Origin of the sequence: Pseudomonas sp. UMAB-08, assembly GCF_900095225.1 — a bacterium.
Lineage (GTDB): Bacteria > Pseudomonadota > Gammaproteobacteria > Pseudomonadales > Pseudomonadaceae > Aquipseudomonas.
In genome coordinates this window covers 112,704-128,912 of the sequence record NZ_LT607414.1, presented here as the reverse complement: position 1 = coordinate 128,912, position 16,209 = coordinate 112,704, and the positions used below count along the sequence as shown (strand labels likewise).

Sequence of the window (16,209 nt, the reverse complement as noted above, 5' to 3'; positions counted from 1 at the left end):
AACCGAGGATGAAATGCGCGAATACACACACGCTGCCAACACATTCGATTATCAAGCTACTTGCAATGCCACGCTCCAGGGCGAGTTGACGGGGCTCAATGCCTGCGTTGAGTGCTGTGATCGTCATGCCTTGCCTGGGCGCATCGCGTTGTTCTGGGAAGGTCGCCAAGGTGCCAGCGCGACGTATACCTTCACTGAACTACAGGAAAAAGCCGGACGTTTCGCCAACTTCCTCAAGGCCCAGGGCGTAAAGCCTGGCGATACCGTCGCCGGCTTATTGCCGCGTACGGTCGAGTTGCTGATCGCGGTGCTGGGCACCTGGCGGGTCGGTGCGGTGTATCAGCCGATGTTCACGGCCTTTGGTCCCAAAGCTATCGAACATCGCCTGCACTGCTCGGGCGCCGCGCTGGTGGTCACTGACGGCGATAACCGTCACAAACTGACGGATGTGCCAAATTGCCCGTTAATCGTCACCGTGGGTGGCGCCAAGGGTGAGGGCATCGTACGGGGTGATTTCAGTTTCTGGGCCGAAGTGGAGCGCCATCCTGCGGCGTGCGAGCCAGTGATACTGCCCGCGGATGCACCGTTCCTGCTGATGTGCACCTCGGGCACTACCGGTCCGGCGAAACCGCTGGCGGTACCCTTGCGGGCAATTGTTGCGTTTCAGGGGTACATGCGCGATGCCATCGACCTGCGCCCGGAAGATGCGTTCTGGAACGTGGCCGACCCGGGTTGGGCTTATGGCCTCTATTACGCCGTCATCGGTCCGTTGGCGTTGGGTCATCCGACAACCTTCTATGATGGTCCGTTTACGGTCCAAAGCACCTGCCAGATCATCCGTAAATACGGGATTACCAACCTCGCGGGCTCACCCACTGCGTTTCGTCTGTTGATCAGTGCCGGTGCCGAATTCGCCAAACCGATCAAGGGCCAGTTGCGCGTGGTGAGCAGCGCCGGGGAACCGCTCAACCCTGAAGTGATCCGCTGGTTTGCCGAAAACCTCGAGGTCACCATTCATGACCATTACGGGCAGACCGAGCTGGGCATGGTGCTGTGCAATCATCACGGCCTGGAACACCCGGTAAGAATGGGCTCGGCAGGCTTTGCGGTGCCGGGGCATCGGATTGTGGTGGTGGGCGAAGACGGTGAAGAACTGCCTGCCGGGCAACCGGGGATTCTCGCTGTTGATCGCGAGCAATCGCCGCTGTGCTGGTTCGACGGTTACAAGGGCATGAAAACCAGCGCTTTCGTTGGCAAGTACTACTTGAGCGGCGACACCGTGGAGTTGAACGATGATGGCAGCATCAGCTTCGTCGGTCGCAGTGATGATGTGATCACGACTTCCGGCTACCGGGTGGGTCCTTTCGATGTCGAAAGCGCGCTGATTGAGCATCCAGCCGTGATGGAGGCGGCGGTCATCGGCAAGCCGGACCCAGAGCGCACAGAGCTGGTCAAAGCCTTTGTCGTGCTGACTCAGCACTACCGCGCCGATCCGCAGCTGGCCGAAGAACTGCGTCTGTATGTCCGCCAGCGTCTGGCCGCGCATGCCTATCCGCGGGAAATCGAGTTCGTCAGCGAGCTGCCCAAAACTCCAAGCGGCAAGCTCCAGCGCTTTATTTTGCGCAATCAGGAAATCGCCAAAGCCCAGGCGGATCAAGCCGCCCCTCATACCGCGTGATTCAAGGAATTTTATGCAGATCCAAGACAAGGTGTTTCTGGTCAGTGGCGGCGCCTCTGGCCTCGGTGCAGCCACCGCGCAGATGCTGGTCGCGGCGGGTGCGAAGGTCATGTTGGTGGACATGAATGCAGAGGCCGTGGCTGCTCAGGCTGAAAAACTCGGCGCGCAGGCGCGTTGGTCAGTCGCCGATGTCAGCCAGGAAGCCCCTGCACAAGCTGCTGTTGATGCGGCGGTTGAAGCTTTTGGCGGGCTGCACGGGCTGGTCAATTGCGCCGGCGTGGTCGGCGCTGAAAAAATCCTTGGCAAAAATGGCCCGCACGGGCTGGACAGCTTCAGCCGGGTGATCGGCGTCAACTTGATCGGCAGCTTCAACCTGCTGCGCTTGGCGGCGGCGGCCATCGCTGAGACTGAAGCGGGTGAGGGTGGCGAGCGCGGTGTAATCATTAATACCGCGTCGGCGGCCGCCTACGACGGGCAGATTGGTCAGGCCGCTTATGCCGCGTCCAAGGGCGCCATCGTCAGCCTGACCTTGCCTGCCGCCCGTGAACTGGCGCGCTTCGGCATCCGCGTGATGACCATCGCCCCCGGTATTTTCGAAACGCCGATGATGGCTGGTATGACCCCGCAAGTGCGTGATTCCCTGGCGGCGGGCGTACCGTTTCCACCGCGTTTGGGCAAGCCCGAAGAGTTCGCTGCGCTGGTTCGGCATATTATTGAAAACAGCATGCTCAATGGCGAGGTGATCCGTCTCGACGGTGCCTTGCGTATGGCAGCCAAGTAGCTGAGGAGCTAGTTATGACCCTTCAAGATCCAATTGTTATCGTCAGTGCCGTGCGCACCCCAATGGGTGCCTTTCAGGGCGATTTCAAAGGCCTGACCGCGCCACAATTGGGCGCGGCAGCCATTCGTGCCGCCGTTGAGCGCGCCGCCGTTGCACCGCAGGATGTGGAAGAAGTGCTGTTTGGCTGTGTGCTCTCGGCAGGGCTGGGGCAGGCGCCTGCCCGGCAAGCGGCATTGGGTGCGGGGCTGAGTAAGTCGACCCTGTGCACCACGCTGAACAAAATGTGCGGCTCGGGCATGCAGGCGACGATTCTGGCCCATGACCTGCTGCTCGCCGGCAGCGCTAAAGTCGTGGTCGCTGGCGGCATGGAAAGCATGTCCAACTCACCGTATCTGCTGGACCGGGCGCGCAGCGGCTATCGCATGGGGCATGGCCGGGTGATCGACCACATGTTCCTTGATGGCCTCGAAGATGCCTACGACAAGGGCCGGCTAATGGGCACTTTCGCCGAGGACTGCGCCGAAACCAATGGCTTTAGCCGTGAAGCGCAGGACGACTTTGCCATTAATTCCCTGACGCGGGCGCAACACGCGATCAGCAGTGGCAGTTTTGCGGCCGAAATCGTCCCGGTGCAGGTCACAGTGGGCAAGGAGCAACGCCTGATCAGCGACGATGAACAGCCGCCCAAGGCTCGGTTGGACAAAATTCCTACCCTGAAACCGGCATTCCGCGAAGGCGGCACCGTGACGGCGGCCAACTCCAGCTCGATCTCCGACGGTGCTGCGGCGCTGATGCTGATGCGTCAATCAGAAGCACTGACACGTGGGCTCAAGCCGCTGGCGGTGATCCGCGGCCATGCAGCTTTCGCTGACGAGCCTGGGCTGTTCCCGACCGCGCCAGTGGGCGCGATCAAAAAACTGATGGGCAAGACAGGTTGGTCGCTGGACGAAGTGGACCTGTTCGAAGTCAATGAAGCGTTCGCGGTGGTCGCGCTGGTGACCATGAGCAAGCTGGAACTGCCCCACAGCAAAGTGAACGTCCATGGTGGCGCCTGTGCCCTGGGTCATCCAATTGGCGCCTCGGGGGCACGGATTCTGGTCACGCTGCTGTCGGCCCTGCGTCAAAAAGGCCTGCGCCGTGGCGTCGCCGCCGTGTGCATTGGCGGCGGCGAAGCGACAGCCATTGCGGTCGAATGCCTGTACTGAGACGGTTAACGAGGAAAAGTCATGCTACCCACAGAAGAACAACAGCAGATCAGTGACGCGGCCCGTCAGTTCGCCCAGGAGCGGCTCAGACCGTTCGCCGCGCAATGGGATCGCGACCATTCGTTCCCGCGGCAGGCCATCGGCGAGATGGCTGAACTGGGCTTCTTCGGCATGCTGGTGCCTGAGCAATGGGGTGGCTGCGATACGGGTTATCTGGCTTACGCCATGGCTCTGGAAGAGATCGCGGCTGGCGATGGCGCCTGCTCGACCATCATGAGCGTGCACAATTCGGTGGGTTGTGTGCCGATTCTCAAATTCGGCAACGATCAGCAGAAAGAGCGCTTTCTTCGACCCCTGGCCAGCGGCGCCATGCTTGGGGCCTTTGCCCTGACTGAGCCTCAGGCCGGTTCCGACGCCAGCAGCCTGCGCACCCGCGCCCGTCGTGAAGGCGATCATTACGTGCTCAACGGCTGCAAGCAGTTCATCACCTCCGGGCAAAACGCGGGGGTGGTGATCGTGTTCGCCGTGACCGACCCCAGTGCGGGGAAACGTGGGATCAGCGCCTTTATCGTGCCGACCGACTCGCCCGGTTATAAAGTTGCGCGGGTCGAGGACAAGCTCGGCCAGCACGCCTCCGACACCTGCCAGATTCTGTTTGAAGACGTTAAAGTCCCGGTCGAACAGCGTTTGGGCGAAGAAGGTGAGGGCTACAAAATCGCGTTGGCCAACCTCGAGGGCGGGCGTGTCGGCATTGCATCGCAATCGGTCGGCATGGCTCGTGCGGCATTTGAAGTCGCGCGTGATTACGCCAAGGAGCGTGAAAGTTTTGGCAAGTCACTGATCGAGCACCAGGCCGTGGCGTTCCGGCTGGCTGACATGGCGACCTCAATCGCGGTTGCGCGGCAAATGGTGCATTACGCAGCGGCCCTGCGTGACAGTGGTAAACCGGCGCTGGTTGAGGCCTCTATGGCCAAACTGTTCGCCTCGGAAATGGCCGAAAAAGTGTGCTCTAGCGCGCTGCAAACACTGGGTGGTTATGGTTACCTCAGTGATTTTCCGCTGGAACGTATTTACCGCGACGTCCGTGTCTGTCAGATTTATGAAGGCACCAGTGATATTCAGAGAATGGTTATCTCTAGAAGTCTTTAGTGTTATTTATCATGAGGTTGTATTCGAATATTGATGTGTTTTGTTTGATTTGACGTTTTCTGTTATTTATAAAATTAAGGATATATATCAATGGGTTATGAAACTATTTTAATGGAGATCCGAGGTCGCGTCGGATTGATTACCCTGAACCGTCCGCAGGCGCTGAATGCCCTTAATGCGCAGTTGGTCAGTGAATTGAACCAGGCGCTGGACGTGTTGGACGCCAATCGCGATATCGGCTGTATTGTGCTGACAGGCTCGAAAAAAGCCTTCGCCGCTGGCGCTGATATCAAGGAAATGGTTGAGCTGACCTATCCACAGATTTACCTGGATGACCTGTTTTCGGACAGCGACCGCGTCGCCAGTCGACGTAAACCGATGATTGCGGCCGTAGCCGGTTTCGCGTTGGGCGGCGGCTGCGAGCTGGCGCTGATGTGCGATTTCATTTTGGCGGGCGATAACGCGAAATTCGGCCAGCCGGAGATTAAGTTGGGTGTTCTGCCGGGCATGGGCGGGACTCAACGTCTGACGCGCGCCGTGGGCAAGGCCAAGGCGATGGAGATGTGCCTCAGCGGGCGACTGATCGATGCCGTGGAAGCCGAGCGCTCGGGACTGGTAGCGCGAGTACTGCCGGTCGATGATCTGCTGGACGAAGCGCTGAAAGTGGCCGCTGAAATCGCCGCCAAATCCTTGCCTGTGGCAATGATGGTCAAGGAAAGCGTCAATCGGGCCTTTGAAGTCAGTCTGTCTGAAGGCATCCGTTTCGAGCGCCGGGTATTCCATGCGGCCTTCGCCACACAGGATCAGAAAGAAGGCATGGCGGCGTTCATTGAAAAACGTGAGCCTCTGTTCAAGGGTCGTTAATCGCCCTTTGTGCGGCTAAGGCCGGCTCACCCATTGGAACAGTGCGCTCAAATCGGCGGGTGCAGATGCCGGCGAGGGTGGCGCAGGCTCCGCAGTGGCCGTGGGGCTGCTGAACGCTAGAAGCTGTTGCGATGTCCAGTTTTGCTGGAAGTACTGCGACAGCGGCTGGCAGGAGCCGGGGTGCACCAGACACAGTCGTTGCGGGGTTTTTCGGTACTCCGCAGCCAACTGCTGAAGCTGTTCCTGGTCCAGGCCTAGAAATCCTTGGTGATCGGTCTTGCCGTCGAATAGAAAATGCTGCGGCTCCAGGCGTGCCAGATTCTTCAGGCTGGGTGCGTCCATGCGCACGATGTACCAGATACGATGCGCCAAGGGCTGCCCAAGCAGGCCGGGTTCTTCGGTCAGACGCAGGTCGATGCCAGACAGTGAAGGTTGTCCGTAGGGCGACCGATCTTCGCGACACACAGCGGTGCCTGGGATCGGAGCGTCCTGAAACCGTTCAATGGCTTGATCCGAGCCCTTGGAGAGGCTTTGTGGGCCTGTTACCTGGATACTCTCACGTCGCAGCTCAATACGGGTGTGGAGTGTGTTCAGCGTCAGCGAATGACCGGCATCCGCGTGTAGTGCTTGGCCAGCACTTAAATGAATGCGCTCGGACACGGGTTCCAGAGGGCGACCGTCAACTCGGATCCGTGTTGGCTGCGCCTTCGTATCGGTGACTTCAATCGGGTTACCGCAGACCACTGGCCGATCCGGGTCATTGTCGAAATAACGCACTCGCATGTGCGAACCCCCGGTTAATTCGGGCGCGTTGCTGTCATTCGGTTTGCCTTGACTGGCCAGCGGTACCCAGCAGTTGACGTCTGCATGCCAGTGAAACCTGACCTGAATCTGGCCGTGTTCATCGCGCTGAACAGGGTGCTCATCGACGCCGACCAATGTGACCGTCTGACCATCAGGAATCTGCGGTTTGCAGTGTTTGAGCTGCGGCCGAAAAGGCTGGGTCCACGGGATAGCCCGAAAATGGGTGCGATAGCCTTGATTGAAGGGTGCGATCCCTGTGCCCGGCATAACCCCGGGAGGATGATCCGTGGATTCCCACCATTTTCTGCCACGAGGTGGATCATGATCGAATATCGCAGCGATATCGAGCGGGTCGAAGCCGTTCAGCAACTGCAGTTGTTTGCCTGCATGGTGGACTTCAGTCAGTAGCCACTGATCATTGAACAGGTTGTCGGGATGACCAAACACTTGCTGAATCCGGCCACTGACCGGCGCGGGCTGATTGCTGTGACCGTGTACCAGGCGTCTCTCGCAACGCAAACGCTCCAGTGTGCGCTCGCTCAGTTGCCTTGTTCGGGCGTCTTCAGGGGTCGACTGATCTACACGGCGAAAGGATTCGCAAGGCTGATTGACGGCAGGGTCACTGGCTGGCGCATAACGGATGTTGTCCCCGGTCATTATTGAGGGTTGATCGATGGGGGCCGGGCCCTGGCTGCTGTAGCTGGGCGGAATGGAAAAACGTTTGGCCATATGGCTTATCGTCGCCGGGGATGCAGCGCGGCCATCGTTCATATGGAACCGGATCGGCGTTGGCTGCTCGGGAAAGCTGCCCGGATCATCGGCAAAAATCAGTACGTGGCCGTTGTGGCGGTGTTCGAAGTGGTAGTGGATGCCTTCTTCTTCGCACAGGCGTTGCAGCAGATGCAGATCGCTTTCGTCGTATTGAACACACATTGACCGTGGCGGATACAGCCCGACCATCTGCTCGAAACGGTAGCTGTCATCGTCGATACCATGTTCTTCAAGGAGTTGAGCGATGATCTGCGGCACGCTCAATGCCTGAAAAATCCGTCGATGACTGCGCTGCTGCAGCACGTGCATCCTGGGCGCCAGATGAATGCGGTAATGGCTCAAGCTGGTACCCGCATAGAGCAGGCAGGCGCCAGCGATCAGCCCATGAATACCTTTGTTGTCCACGCTATTGTTTAGTGCGTCGAAGGACAGATAGGCGCTGCGCGAGAGCAGGGGGCCGAAGTCCAGGTGCGGGTTTGGGCTGATCAGGTCAATGTCGAAACGATAGGGTTCATTCAAGGCTTCGTGGCCCTTGAAGCTGATGACCTGTAGCGCCAACTCGCAATGGGCGATGGTCAGGGTCGTCAGCGTTCTATTGTCTCGGCTCATCCGCGCATCCTCGGTCTTAAAGCATCAAGGGTGCAGAGGGTACGGAATGCCAGTGACGAAAGTCATCGTTAAGCCATTTTTCGGAAAAGGACTACAACTCAGGTATTGGTGTTGCAGGCGCAAGCCAGGGTTTTCCTGTCCGGGATCAACCTCGTTCGATCAATGGCTTGATAGCAGGGGGTTTCATCTGGCGTTATCGCGTATAAAATACCCTTCATTTTCAGCGTTATGCCGCCTCAGCTGTCAGCTGCCTGCTGACAGAGAGGGGCAGTTAACAGTCACGGATCAAGAGAACAAGCATGGGCGCACAGTGGAAGGTCAAGCATAAAGAAGCAGCATCCAACGCTAAAGGGCGGATTTTTGGCAAGCTGTCCAAGGAAATCATGATCGCTGCGCGTGCTGGCGCTGATCCTGACATGAACCCGCGTCTGCGACTGGTTGTCGAGCAGGCGAAAAAGGCCTCGATGCCTCGCGAAACCCTCGAGCGCGCTATCAAAAAAGGCGCTGGCTTGCTGGGTGAGGGCGTGACGTTCGAGCGTCTGACCTACGAAGGTTTTGCGCCGCACCGTGTCCCGGTGATCATCGAGTGCCTGACCGACAACATCAACCGTACCGTCTCGGAAATCCGTGTGTTGTTCCGCAAAGGGCAACTGGGGGCCGCCGGTTCTGTTTCCTGGGACTTCAATCATCAGGGCCTGATCGAGGCCGTTCCCGCCACACCGGACGCGGATGCTGAATTAGCGGCCATCGAGGCGGGTGCTCAGGATTTCGAACCCGGAGAAGACGGCGCCACCCTGTTCCTCACCGAGTTGACCGATCTGGATGCCGTTTGCAAGGCACTGCCTGAGTTCGGCTTTATCGTGCAGTCCGCACAGCTGGGTTATCGCCCAAAAAGCACCGTTGATGGCCTGAGCGACGAGCAAATGGCTGAAGTCGAAGCGTTTCTTGAAGCCATCGATGGCCATGACGATGTGCAGAATGTGTATGTAGGGTTGGCAGGTTAACCCGTTGAATCGGTTTGCCTGACACACCCTCTTCAGGCAAGCCTGCTCCTGGCACAGTGGGGAGCAGGCTTGCCTGTATCTGCCGCCCTATGCTCAGCGCGAGGCTGGTTTCTGAATCTCCGCGTGTGCCATCAGCTCCTGATTGATAAACGCGCTAATCATCGCCCTATAGACTTGCTCGGTCACTGCCGGGTTGGCGCCCAGCTCCATGGATAACGAAACTACCTTGGCAATGACCTGCTCGACCCTTTGCGGGGCTTTTACGTCATCGGTAGTTTTTTTGAAATGGGCCGCCTGTTCTACGTAGGCGCCGCGCTTGGCCAAGAGCGTGACGATGTCGCGATCAATCTGATCGATATTTTTGCGGACCTGGTCGATGCTCTTGCAGTCGACAATCCCGTTGGTGGCTTGCTCGTTCATGCTAATTGATCTCGATAAGGTAAATCCGGGCCGACCTTGGTGCAGGTCAGCGCCGCGGCCGCGACGGCGAAGTTAAGCATTGCGTCGATAAGCGCTCTGGACAGCTGTTCCAATCCGCTTGGGCTATCAAGTTGCCGTTCGCTGAGAAAGGTAATCAGTGCGGCCTGGAACGTGTCGCCTGCGCCCACGGTATCGGCAGTGATGATTTCATGGGCGGGTACCGACCAGTTTCCATGCTGGCGAGTGAAGACGCTGGCGCCTTTGCTGCCTCGGGTGAGGAAGACCAGTTGGCAGCGTTTGTTCAACCAGCTCTGGGCAATGCTGTGTGGGTCGCGATCCGGGTACAGCAGGTTCAGGTCTTCATCGCTGACCTTGATGATGTGGGCATGCTCGGCAAAGGCGTCGATCTGTTCTCGCCAACGTTCGATATCGGGCTCCGGATTGAGGCGTACGTTGGGGTCGAGTGTGATCAGACGCTGGTCGCTTTCACGTTCGATCAGCGCCAACAGCGTGTCGGCAATGGGTTGCACCACCAGCGAGAACGAACCGATGTGAATACCGCGCACGCGCTCATCCAGCGTTGGTAGGTGCTGAACCTGCAATTGCCGGTCCGCGCACCCTTCACCGCGAAAGCTGTAGTGCGGCGAGCCGTCGGCCCCCACAGCGACCATCGCCAAGGTGGTTGGCGCGTCGAAGTCGATCAGGTAATCAGGCTGCACACCTTCCTCGTCGAGCACCGTGCGCAGACGACGGCCCAGATAATCGGTGGAAATCCCTGCAAAAAAAGCCGCATCAACGCCCAGGCGGCGCAGGCCCACCGCGACGTTGAACGGCGAGCCACCCGCAATGGCCTGAAAACCCACTTTGTTGCTCTGCCCGTTGTTGTCTGGCTGACTGAAAAAATCGAACAGCGCTTCGCCACAGACTAAAAACATAGTTACTCCACGGCCTTAAAGTGCCCGTAAATAATGACGATAGCGGTCGTAGACCTGCTGATAAGCAATGACATTCTCGGGGATTGGTCGGGTTTCGCTGCTGGCGTCGAGGCTCACGCAGCGCTGACACAATGCCTGCAAGCTCTGACTTTGTCCGTTTTCTGCGGACCAGCACCATGCGGCCTGAATAGCCGCGCCGAGTGCGGCGGCTTCACTGTGTGCGGTGCAGATGACCGGGGTGTCCATGACATTCGCGACGATTTGCCGCCAGATCGCGCTTTTAGCGCCGCCGCCGATCAAGCGGACCGTCTCACTCTTGATGCCATTGGCACGCAGCAGGTCCAGGCCGTAGCGCAAACCAAAGGTGGTGCCTTCGATCACTGCACGGCACAGGTTGGCCTGGCTCAGGTTGGTGCTGTTAAGCCCCAGAATACTGCCGGTGGCGTGAGGCAGGGCGGGTACACGTTCGCCATTGAGGAAGGGCAGCATCAGCACGCCTTCGGCACCGATCGGCGCCTGGGCTATCGCGCGGTTGAAGCTGTCGATGTCCAAGGCAAACAGTTCGCGTATGGCGCTGGTGGCATTGGTCAGGTTCATGGTGCAAATCAACGGCAGCCACCCCCCCGAGGAAGAACAGAAGGTCGCCACCGAGGCTTGGTCGCTGACCTGTGGCTGGTCCGCGTAGGCGTAGACAGTGCCCGAGGAACCAAGGCTCATGGTGATCGAGCCGGGTTGGATATTGCCGGTGCCGATGGCGCCCATCATATTGTCGCCACCACCACTGGCGACAATAGCGTCCGGATTTAGCCCCAGTAGCTGGGCGATCTGTGGACGAATCGTGCCCACGGCCTGCTGTGCGTCGATCAGCGTAGGCAAGGCGCGGCTCAAGCGGCCACTGGGGTCGATATGTTCGAGTAGTGCCACGTCCCAACTACGCGTGCGTACGTTGAAATAACCGGTGCCGGAGGCGTCGCCGAATTCGCTGCAACAGCGTCCGGTCAGCCAGTAGTTGAGGTAGTCGTGAGGCAGCAAAATCTTGTCGATGCGTGCGAAAAGCTCAGGATGGTGCTCCAGGGTCCACAGCAGCTTTGAGACCGTGTAACCCGGTGCGATGGCAACACCGAGACGCGCGAGAGAGCCGGCTTCGCCGCCGAGATAGTCCAGTAATCGGTTGTTTTCCGGGGTGGATTCGGTGTCGCACCACAGTTTGGCCGGGCGCAACACTTCGCCTTGCTGATCCAGTAGAACCAGGCCGTGTTGCTGTCCGGAAACGCCGATGGCCTGGATCTGCAAGCCGCTGATGCCGGCCTCCGCCAGCGCATCACGGGTGGCCTGCTCGAACGCCGCCAGCCATTGCTGCACATCCTGCTCGCGCCGACCATTGGCAGCGCTGATCAGGCTGTGCGGCGCGGCGCCTTGGCCAAGCACGTTGCCGCTGACTGCATCGAGCACGATGGCCTTGGTGCCCTGGGTGCCGCAATCAATACCGAGAAACATGTTCACCTCAGACGGATTTGGCCAGCAGGTTTTCCAGGGTCTTGCGCACGCCCAGTTCACGCAAGCTGTTGAGGTTATGTTCGAACGCGGCGACAAATTCGGCGGACTGTGGAATCGCCGTGCCAAAGATTTCTACAACCTCCAGCAAACGCTGAGTGATCAAGACATCGTCGGCGACCAACGCCCGGCAGAATTCTGCCCTGGGGTCGGCGATGGGGTACGTGTTGCCGGCTTCATCCACGCCCTTGAGGTATATGGCCCAGGCCGCCACCACCAGAGACGCACGGTCGAGGTTGCCTTTATCAAGAATCAGGCGGTTGATGGTCGGCACGGTGAACTTGGGGAATTTCGACGAGCCGTCGGAGCAGACCCGCGCCAACTGATCGGCAATCGCCTGGTTGGAGAAGCGCTCGATCAATGTGTCCTTGTAGCCTTCCAGGTCGATCCCGGGCACTGAAGACAATTGTGGCGTGACATCCAGGTCCATGTAGGCGCGTACGAATTGCACGTACAACGGGTCGTTCATGGTCTCGTGGACGAAGCGATAGCCCTGCAAAAAGCCCAGATAGGTCAGTGCAAGGTGACTGCCGTTGAGTAACTTGATTTTCATCTCTTCGTAGGGGGTCACGTCGCTGGTGAACTGCACGCCGACCTTTTCCCAGGCCGGGCGGCCGCTCACGAAGTCATCCTCCAGCACCCATTGCACAAACGGTTCGCAGACCACCGGCCAGGCATCATCGACACCGTATTCATCGTGTACCTGGAGTCGCTGAGCGGTGGTGGTCATGGGGGTGATGCGGTCGACCATGGCGTTGGGGAAGCTGACGTTAGCGGCAATCCAGTCGTGCAGATCGGCATCTCGCAGGGCAGCGAAAGCCAGCAACGCCTTGCGTGCGACGGTGCCGTTATGTGGCAGGTTATCGCAAGACATTACGGTAAAGGCGGGAAGGGCGTTCGCGCGGCGTATTGCCAGGGCCGCGCAGAGCAGGCCGAACACGGTTTTCGGCGCAGTCGGGTACGCAAGATCATGTTGAATTTGCGGCAAGTGCGCCATGAATTGACCGTTGCTGTCGTCGATGCAGTAGCCACCTTCGGTGATCGTCAGTGAAACAATCCGAATCTCAGGGCTGGCCAGCTTGTCGATCAGCGGCTGCACGCCGTCTTCAGCCAGCAACATGTTGCTGATGGAACCGATGATCCGGGTTTCGGTGTCGTCGGTATCGCCGAGTTCACAGAGCGTATAGAGGTAGTCTTGCTCGGCGAGGGCGTCACGCACGGCGCGATCTTCCGGACGCAAGCCAATCCCGCAGATACTCCAGTCATGGCCTTCGCCGAGGTTCATCAGTGCGTCGGTGTAGAACGCCTGATGTGCACGGTGAAAGCCGCCAACGCCGATGTGGGCGATCCCCTGACGAGTGTCGGCCGGGCTGTAGAGCGGGCGAGCGACGGTGGCGGGGAGTTGTGAAAGGTTCTGCTTGTTCAGTTTCATGAGGGCGGTCTCGAATGTTTAAGCGGCGGCCTGTAAAGCGCTGGTGATCACCAGGCCCTGAGCGTTGAACAAATGGCAGTGGGTGCTGTCCAGGTGCAGGTTCAGGGTCTCGCCATACTTGCTGGCCAGATCTCCGCGGATACGCAGGGTCAAGGCTTCACCTGATGAGGTGCGCACATGACAATACGTGTCGCTGCCCAGACGCTCGCTGACATCGGCGATTACCTGCATCTGGCAGTCTCCGTCCCTGGCGATGTTCAAGTGTTCCGGGCGAATACCCAAGGTCACGGCGCTACCGACGCTCAGGCTGGCACCGGCCAATGGCAGGTTGATTGTGGCGCCGGCGTCCAGGGTGACTTCGCAGCCATGGCGGTCGACGCGGCTGATGGTGCCCTTGAGAAAGCCCATTTTCGGCGTGCCCAGAAAGCCTGCAACGAACAGGTTGGCTGGATGGTGGTACAGCTCCAGCGGCGAGCCGACTTGTTCAACCTTGCCGCCGTTGAGGACCACGACCTTGTCGGCCAGGGTCATGGCTTCGACCTGATCGTGGGTCACGTAGATCATTGTCGCCTTCAGCTCTTTATGCAGGCGTGACAGCTCCAGACGTGTTTGCACGCGCAACGCTGCGTCGAGGTTGGAGAGGGGTTCATCGAACAGGAATATTTTCGGGTTGCGCACAATTGCCCGACCGATGGCCACGCGCTGACGTTGACCGCCGGAAAGCTGTTTGGGTTTACGCTCCAGCAGCGGTTCCAGTTGCAGGATGCGCGCCGCTTCGCTGACTTTGCGCTCGATATCGGCTTTATTTCCCCCTGCCAGATCAAGGGCGAACGACATGTTCTTGCGCACGGTCATGTGCGGATACAGGGCATAAGTCTGAAACACCATGGCCAGGTCGCGCTTGGCCGGGCTGACCTGGGTGATGTCTCGCCCATCGAGCTCGATGGTACCGGCGGTGACTTCTTCAAGCCCGGCGATCAGCCGCAATAGCGTGGATTTGCCGCAGCCGGACGGACCGACGAAAACCACGAACTCACGGTCGCGGACGTCCAGATCGATGCCCTTGATGATGGCGTGGCCGTCGAAGCCTTTTTGCAAGTTTCTGATACTCAGGTTAGCCATGGAGGCCTCCGTTCTATTCTGTTTTTATTCTAAAAAGGTAGAAAGGCTATTTGACGGCGCCAAAAGACAGGCCGCGTACCAGTTGTTTTTGGCTGATCCAGCCGAAGATCAGAATCGGTGCGCACGCCAGGGTCGAGACTGCCGAGAGCTTGGCCCAGAACAAGCCTTCGGGGCTTGAGTAGGAGGCGATCAGGGCCGTCAATGGCGCGGCATTGGACGAGGTCAGGTTCAGCGACCAGAACGCCTCGTTCCAGCACAGGATCAATGACAGCAGGGCTGTAGACGCCAGGCCACCTTTGCAGATGGGTACCAGCACCCGGAAGATTTCTTGCAAGGTCGTGGCTCCGTCCAGCCGCGCGGCTTCGAGAATGTCCGGCGGGATATCCTTGAAATAGGTGTAGATCATCCACACGACAATGGGCAGGTTGATTAGGGTGTAAATGATGATCAGGGCGAGTCGCGTGTCCAGCAGGCCGAAGGTTTTAGCCAGCAAGTAGATCGGCATCAGCACGCCCACCGGCGGTAGCATCTTGGTCGAGAGCATCCACAATAAGGTGCCTTTGGTGCGCTTGGTCTCAAAGAAGGCCATGGAATAGGCCGCCGGTATGGCGATCAGCATGCACAGGGCCGTGGCGCTGAAGGAGATGAGCACCGAATTCCAGGCGAAGTGAAAATAGTCACTGCGCTCCTGGATGTGCAGGTAATTCTCCAGCGTCGGGGTGAAAATGAACTGCGGTGGCGTGGCGAAAGCGTCGATTTCGGTCTTGAAACTGGTCAACACCATCCAGAAAATGGGGAAGAACACCAGCGCCGCTATGGCCCATGACAGGGTGCCGAGCACCAGGCTCTGCACGCGGCGGGATTGTTTGAGCGTCATCATGGCAAGGCCCTCATGACTTATCGGTGAGGTTTTTGCCAATCATCCGAATCAGGATGATCGCGGCAATGTTGGCGATGACCACGGCAATCAAACCGCCAGCCGACGCCATACCGACATCGAACTGCAGCAAAGCCTGGTTGTAGATCAGGTACGCCAGGTTGGTCGAGGCATAGCCCGGACCGCCGTTGGTGGTGGTGAAAATCTCGGCGAACACCGACAACAGAAAAATCGTTTCGATCATGATCACCACGGCAATGGGCCGTGCCAGATGGGGCAGTGTCAGGTACCAGAAAATTGCCAAGGGACCGGCGCCGTCCAGACGCGCGGCTTCTTTTTGCTCCTGATCCAGCGACTGCATGGCGGTCATCAGGATCAGGATGGCAAAGGGCAGCCATTGCCAGGACACGATAATGATGATCGACAGCAGCGGAAAGTGGGCAAGCCAGTCCACCGGCTGCGCACCGAAGAACTTCCATATGGCAGCCAGAATCCCCGAGACAGGATGGAAAATCAGATTCTTCCAGATCAGTGCACTGACCGTCGGCATGACGAAAAACGGCGAAATCAACAACACGCGGACGATACCTCGACCGAAAAATTCGCTGGCTTCCAGCAGCGCTGAAATCAGGACACCGAGAATCACGCTGATTGCCAGCACGCTCCCCACCAGCAGCAAGGTGTTGGTGGCGCCGGGGATGAAGCCGCTGTCAGTGATGAAGTAGGTAAAGTTTTCCAGTCCGACGAATTCGTTCTCGCCGGGATTCAACAGGCTGTAGCGAATCAGCGAGAAGTAGATCGTCATGCCCAGTGGCACAATCATCCACACCAGCAACAGCAGTACGGAAGGGCTGACCAGAAACCAGCCGGGTTTGACCCATCGACGTTTGGCCTGGGGTTGCTGACTGGACGTGTCCAGACGGGGGTTAACGGCTGAGGTATTCATGATGACTCCGAACCTGGACGCAAGCGTGAACACGATGTCGAGGGGCGGAGGGCCTCTC

14 protein-coding genes are annotated in these 16,209 nt (G+C 58.7%); 6 read left to right on the top strand and 8 right to left on the bottom strand.

Features of this window, described 5'->3' with window-relative positions:
- Positions 1-13: 13 nt before the first annotated feature.
- The 5 genes from K0F75_RS00540 to K0F75_RS00520 all read left to right on the top strand — a co-directional run bounded on the left by K0F75_RS00540 (position 14) and on the right by K0F75_RS00520 (position 5,677).
- The gene (locus K0F75_RS00540; RefSeq protein WP_219059819.1) at positions 14-1,678 is read left to right on the top strand and encodes an AMP-binding protein; all 1,665 of its coding nucleotides are present in this window, start codon (positions 14-16) and stop codon (positions 1,676-1,678) included.
- Between the two features lie 13 nt (positions 1,679-1,691).
- Complete coding sequence (locus tag K0F75_RS00535; protein WP_219059818.1) at positions 1,692-2,459, top strand: SDR family NAD(P)-dependent oxidoreductase; 768 nt, start codon at positions 1,692-1,694, stop codon at positions 2,457-2,459.
- A gap of 14 nt (positions 2,460-2,473) precedes the next feature.
- Positions 2,474-3,664 (top strand): acetyl-CoA C-acyltransferase, encoded by a 1,191-nt coding sequence (locus tag K0F75_RS00530; protein WP_219059817.1) that lies wholly within the window; start codon positions 2,474-2,476, stop codon positions 3,662-3,664.
- Between the two features lie 21 nt (positions 3,665-3,685).
- Complete coding sequence (locus K0F75_RS00525; protein ID WP_219059816.1) at positions 3,686-4,813, top strand: acyl-CoA dehydrogenase; 1,128 nt, start codon at positions 3,686-3,688, stop codon at positions 4,811-4,813.
- 90 nt (positions 4,814-4,903) lie between these two features.
- Complete coding sequence (locus tag K0F75_RS00520; RefSeq protein ID WP_219059815.1) at positions 4,904-5,677, top strand: enoyl-CoA hydratase; 774 nt, start codon at positions 4,904-4,906, stop codon at positions 5,675-5,677.
- A 15-nt stretch (positions 5,678-5,692) separates the two neighbouring features.
- On the opposite strand, the gene K0F75_RS00515 is transcribed toward K0F75_RS00520, so the two are convergent.
- On the bottom strand, positions 5,693-7,861 hold the full coding sequence (locus K0F75_RS00515; RefSeq protein ID WP_219059814.1) for a type VI secretion system Vgr family protein: 2,169 nt from the start codon (positions 7,859-7,861) through the stop codon (positions 5,693-5,695).
- 299 nt (positions 7,862-8,160) lie between these two features.
- Here K0F75_RS00515 and K0F75_RS00510 point away from each other — a divergent pair, with 299 nt between their 5' ends.
- The gene (locus tag K0F75_RS00510) at positions 8,161-8,865 is read left to right on the top strand and encodes a YebC/PmpR family DNA-binding transcriptional regulator (protein WP_219059813.1); all 705 of its coding nucleotides are present in this window, start codon (positions 8,161-8,163) and stop codon (positions 8,863-8,865) included.
- Between the two features lie 93 nt (positions 8,866-8,958).
- Here the strand turns inward: K0F75_RS00510 and K0F75_RS00505 are convergent, their stop codons facing one another.
- The 7 genes from K0F75_RS00505 to K0F75_RS00475 are packed head-to-tail and all read right to left on the bottom strand — an operon-like array spanning position 8,959 to position 16,151.
- Positions 8,959-9,285: a chorismate mutase gene (locus tag K0F75_RS00505; protein WP_219059812.1), complete on the bottom strand. Its 327-nt coding sequence runs from the start codon at positions 9,283-9,285 to the stop codon at positions 8,959-8,961.
- Positions 9,282-10,220, bottom strand: coding sequence for a carbohydrate kinase (locus K0F75_RS00500; protein ID WP_219059811.1), 939 nt, complete (start codon positions 10,218-10,220; stop codon positions 9,282-9,284). The genes K0F75_RS00505 and K0F75_RS00500 overlap by 4 nt, the downstream gene beginning before the upstream one ends.
- 15 nt (positions 10,221-10,235) lie before the next feature.
- Entirely contained in the window at positions 10,236-11,717 is a 1,482-nt protein-coding gene (xylB, locus tag K0F75_RS00495; RefSeq protein ID WP_219059810.1) for a xylulokinase, read from the bottom strand.
- Positions 11,718-11,724: 7 nt separating this feature from the next.
- The gene (locus K0F75_RS00490) at positions 11,725-13,206 is read right to left on the bottom strand and encodes a mannitol dehydrogenase family protein (RefSeq protein ID WP_219059809.1); all 1,482 of its coding nucleotides are present in this window, start codon (positions 13,204-13,206) and stop codon (positions 11,725-11,727) included.
- Positions 13,207-13,224: 18 nt separating this feature from the next.
- Complete coding sequence (locus K0F75_RS00485; RefSeq protein ID WP_219059808.1) at positions 13,225-14,328, bottom strand: ABC transporter ATP-binding protein; 1,104 nt, start codon at positions 14,326-14,328, stop codon at positions 13,225-13,227.
- Positions 14,329-14,374: 46 nt separating this feature from the next.
- Positions 14,375-15,208, bottom strand: coding sequence for a carbohydrate ABC transporter permease (locus K0F75_RS00480; RefSeq protein ID WP_219059807.1), 834 nt, complete (start codon positions 15,206-15,208; stop codon positions 14,375-14,377).
- 10 nt (positions 15,209-15,218) lie between these two features.
- Positions 15,219-16,151, bottom strand: coding sequence for a carbohydrate ABC transporter permease (locus tag K0F75_RS00475; protein WP_219059806.1), 933 nt, complete (start codon positions 16,149-16,151; stop codon positions 15,219-15,221).
- Positions 16,152-16,209 lie beyond the last annotated feature (58 nt).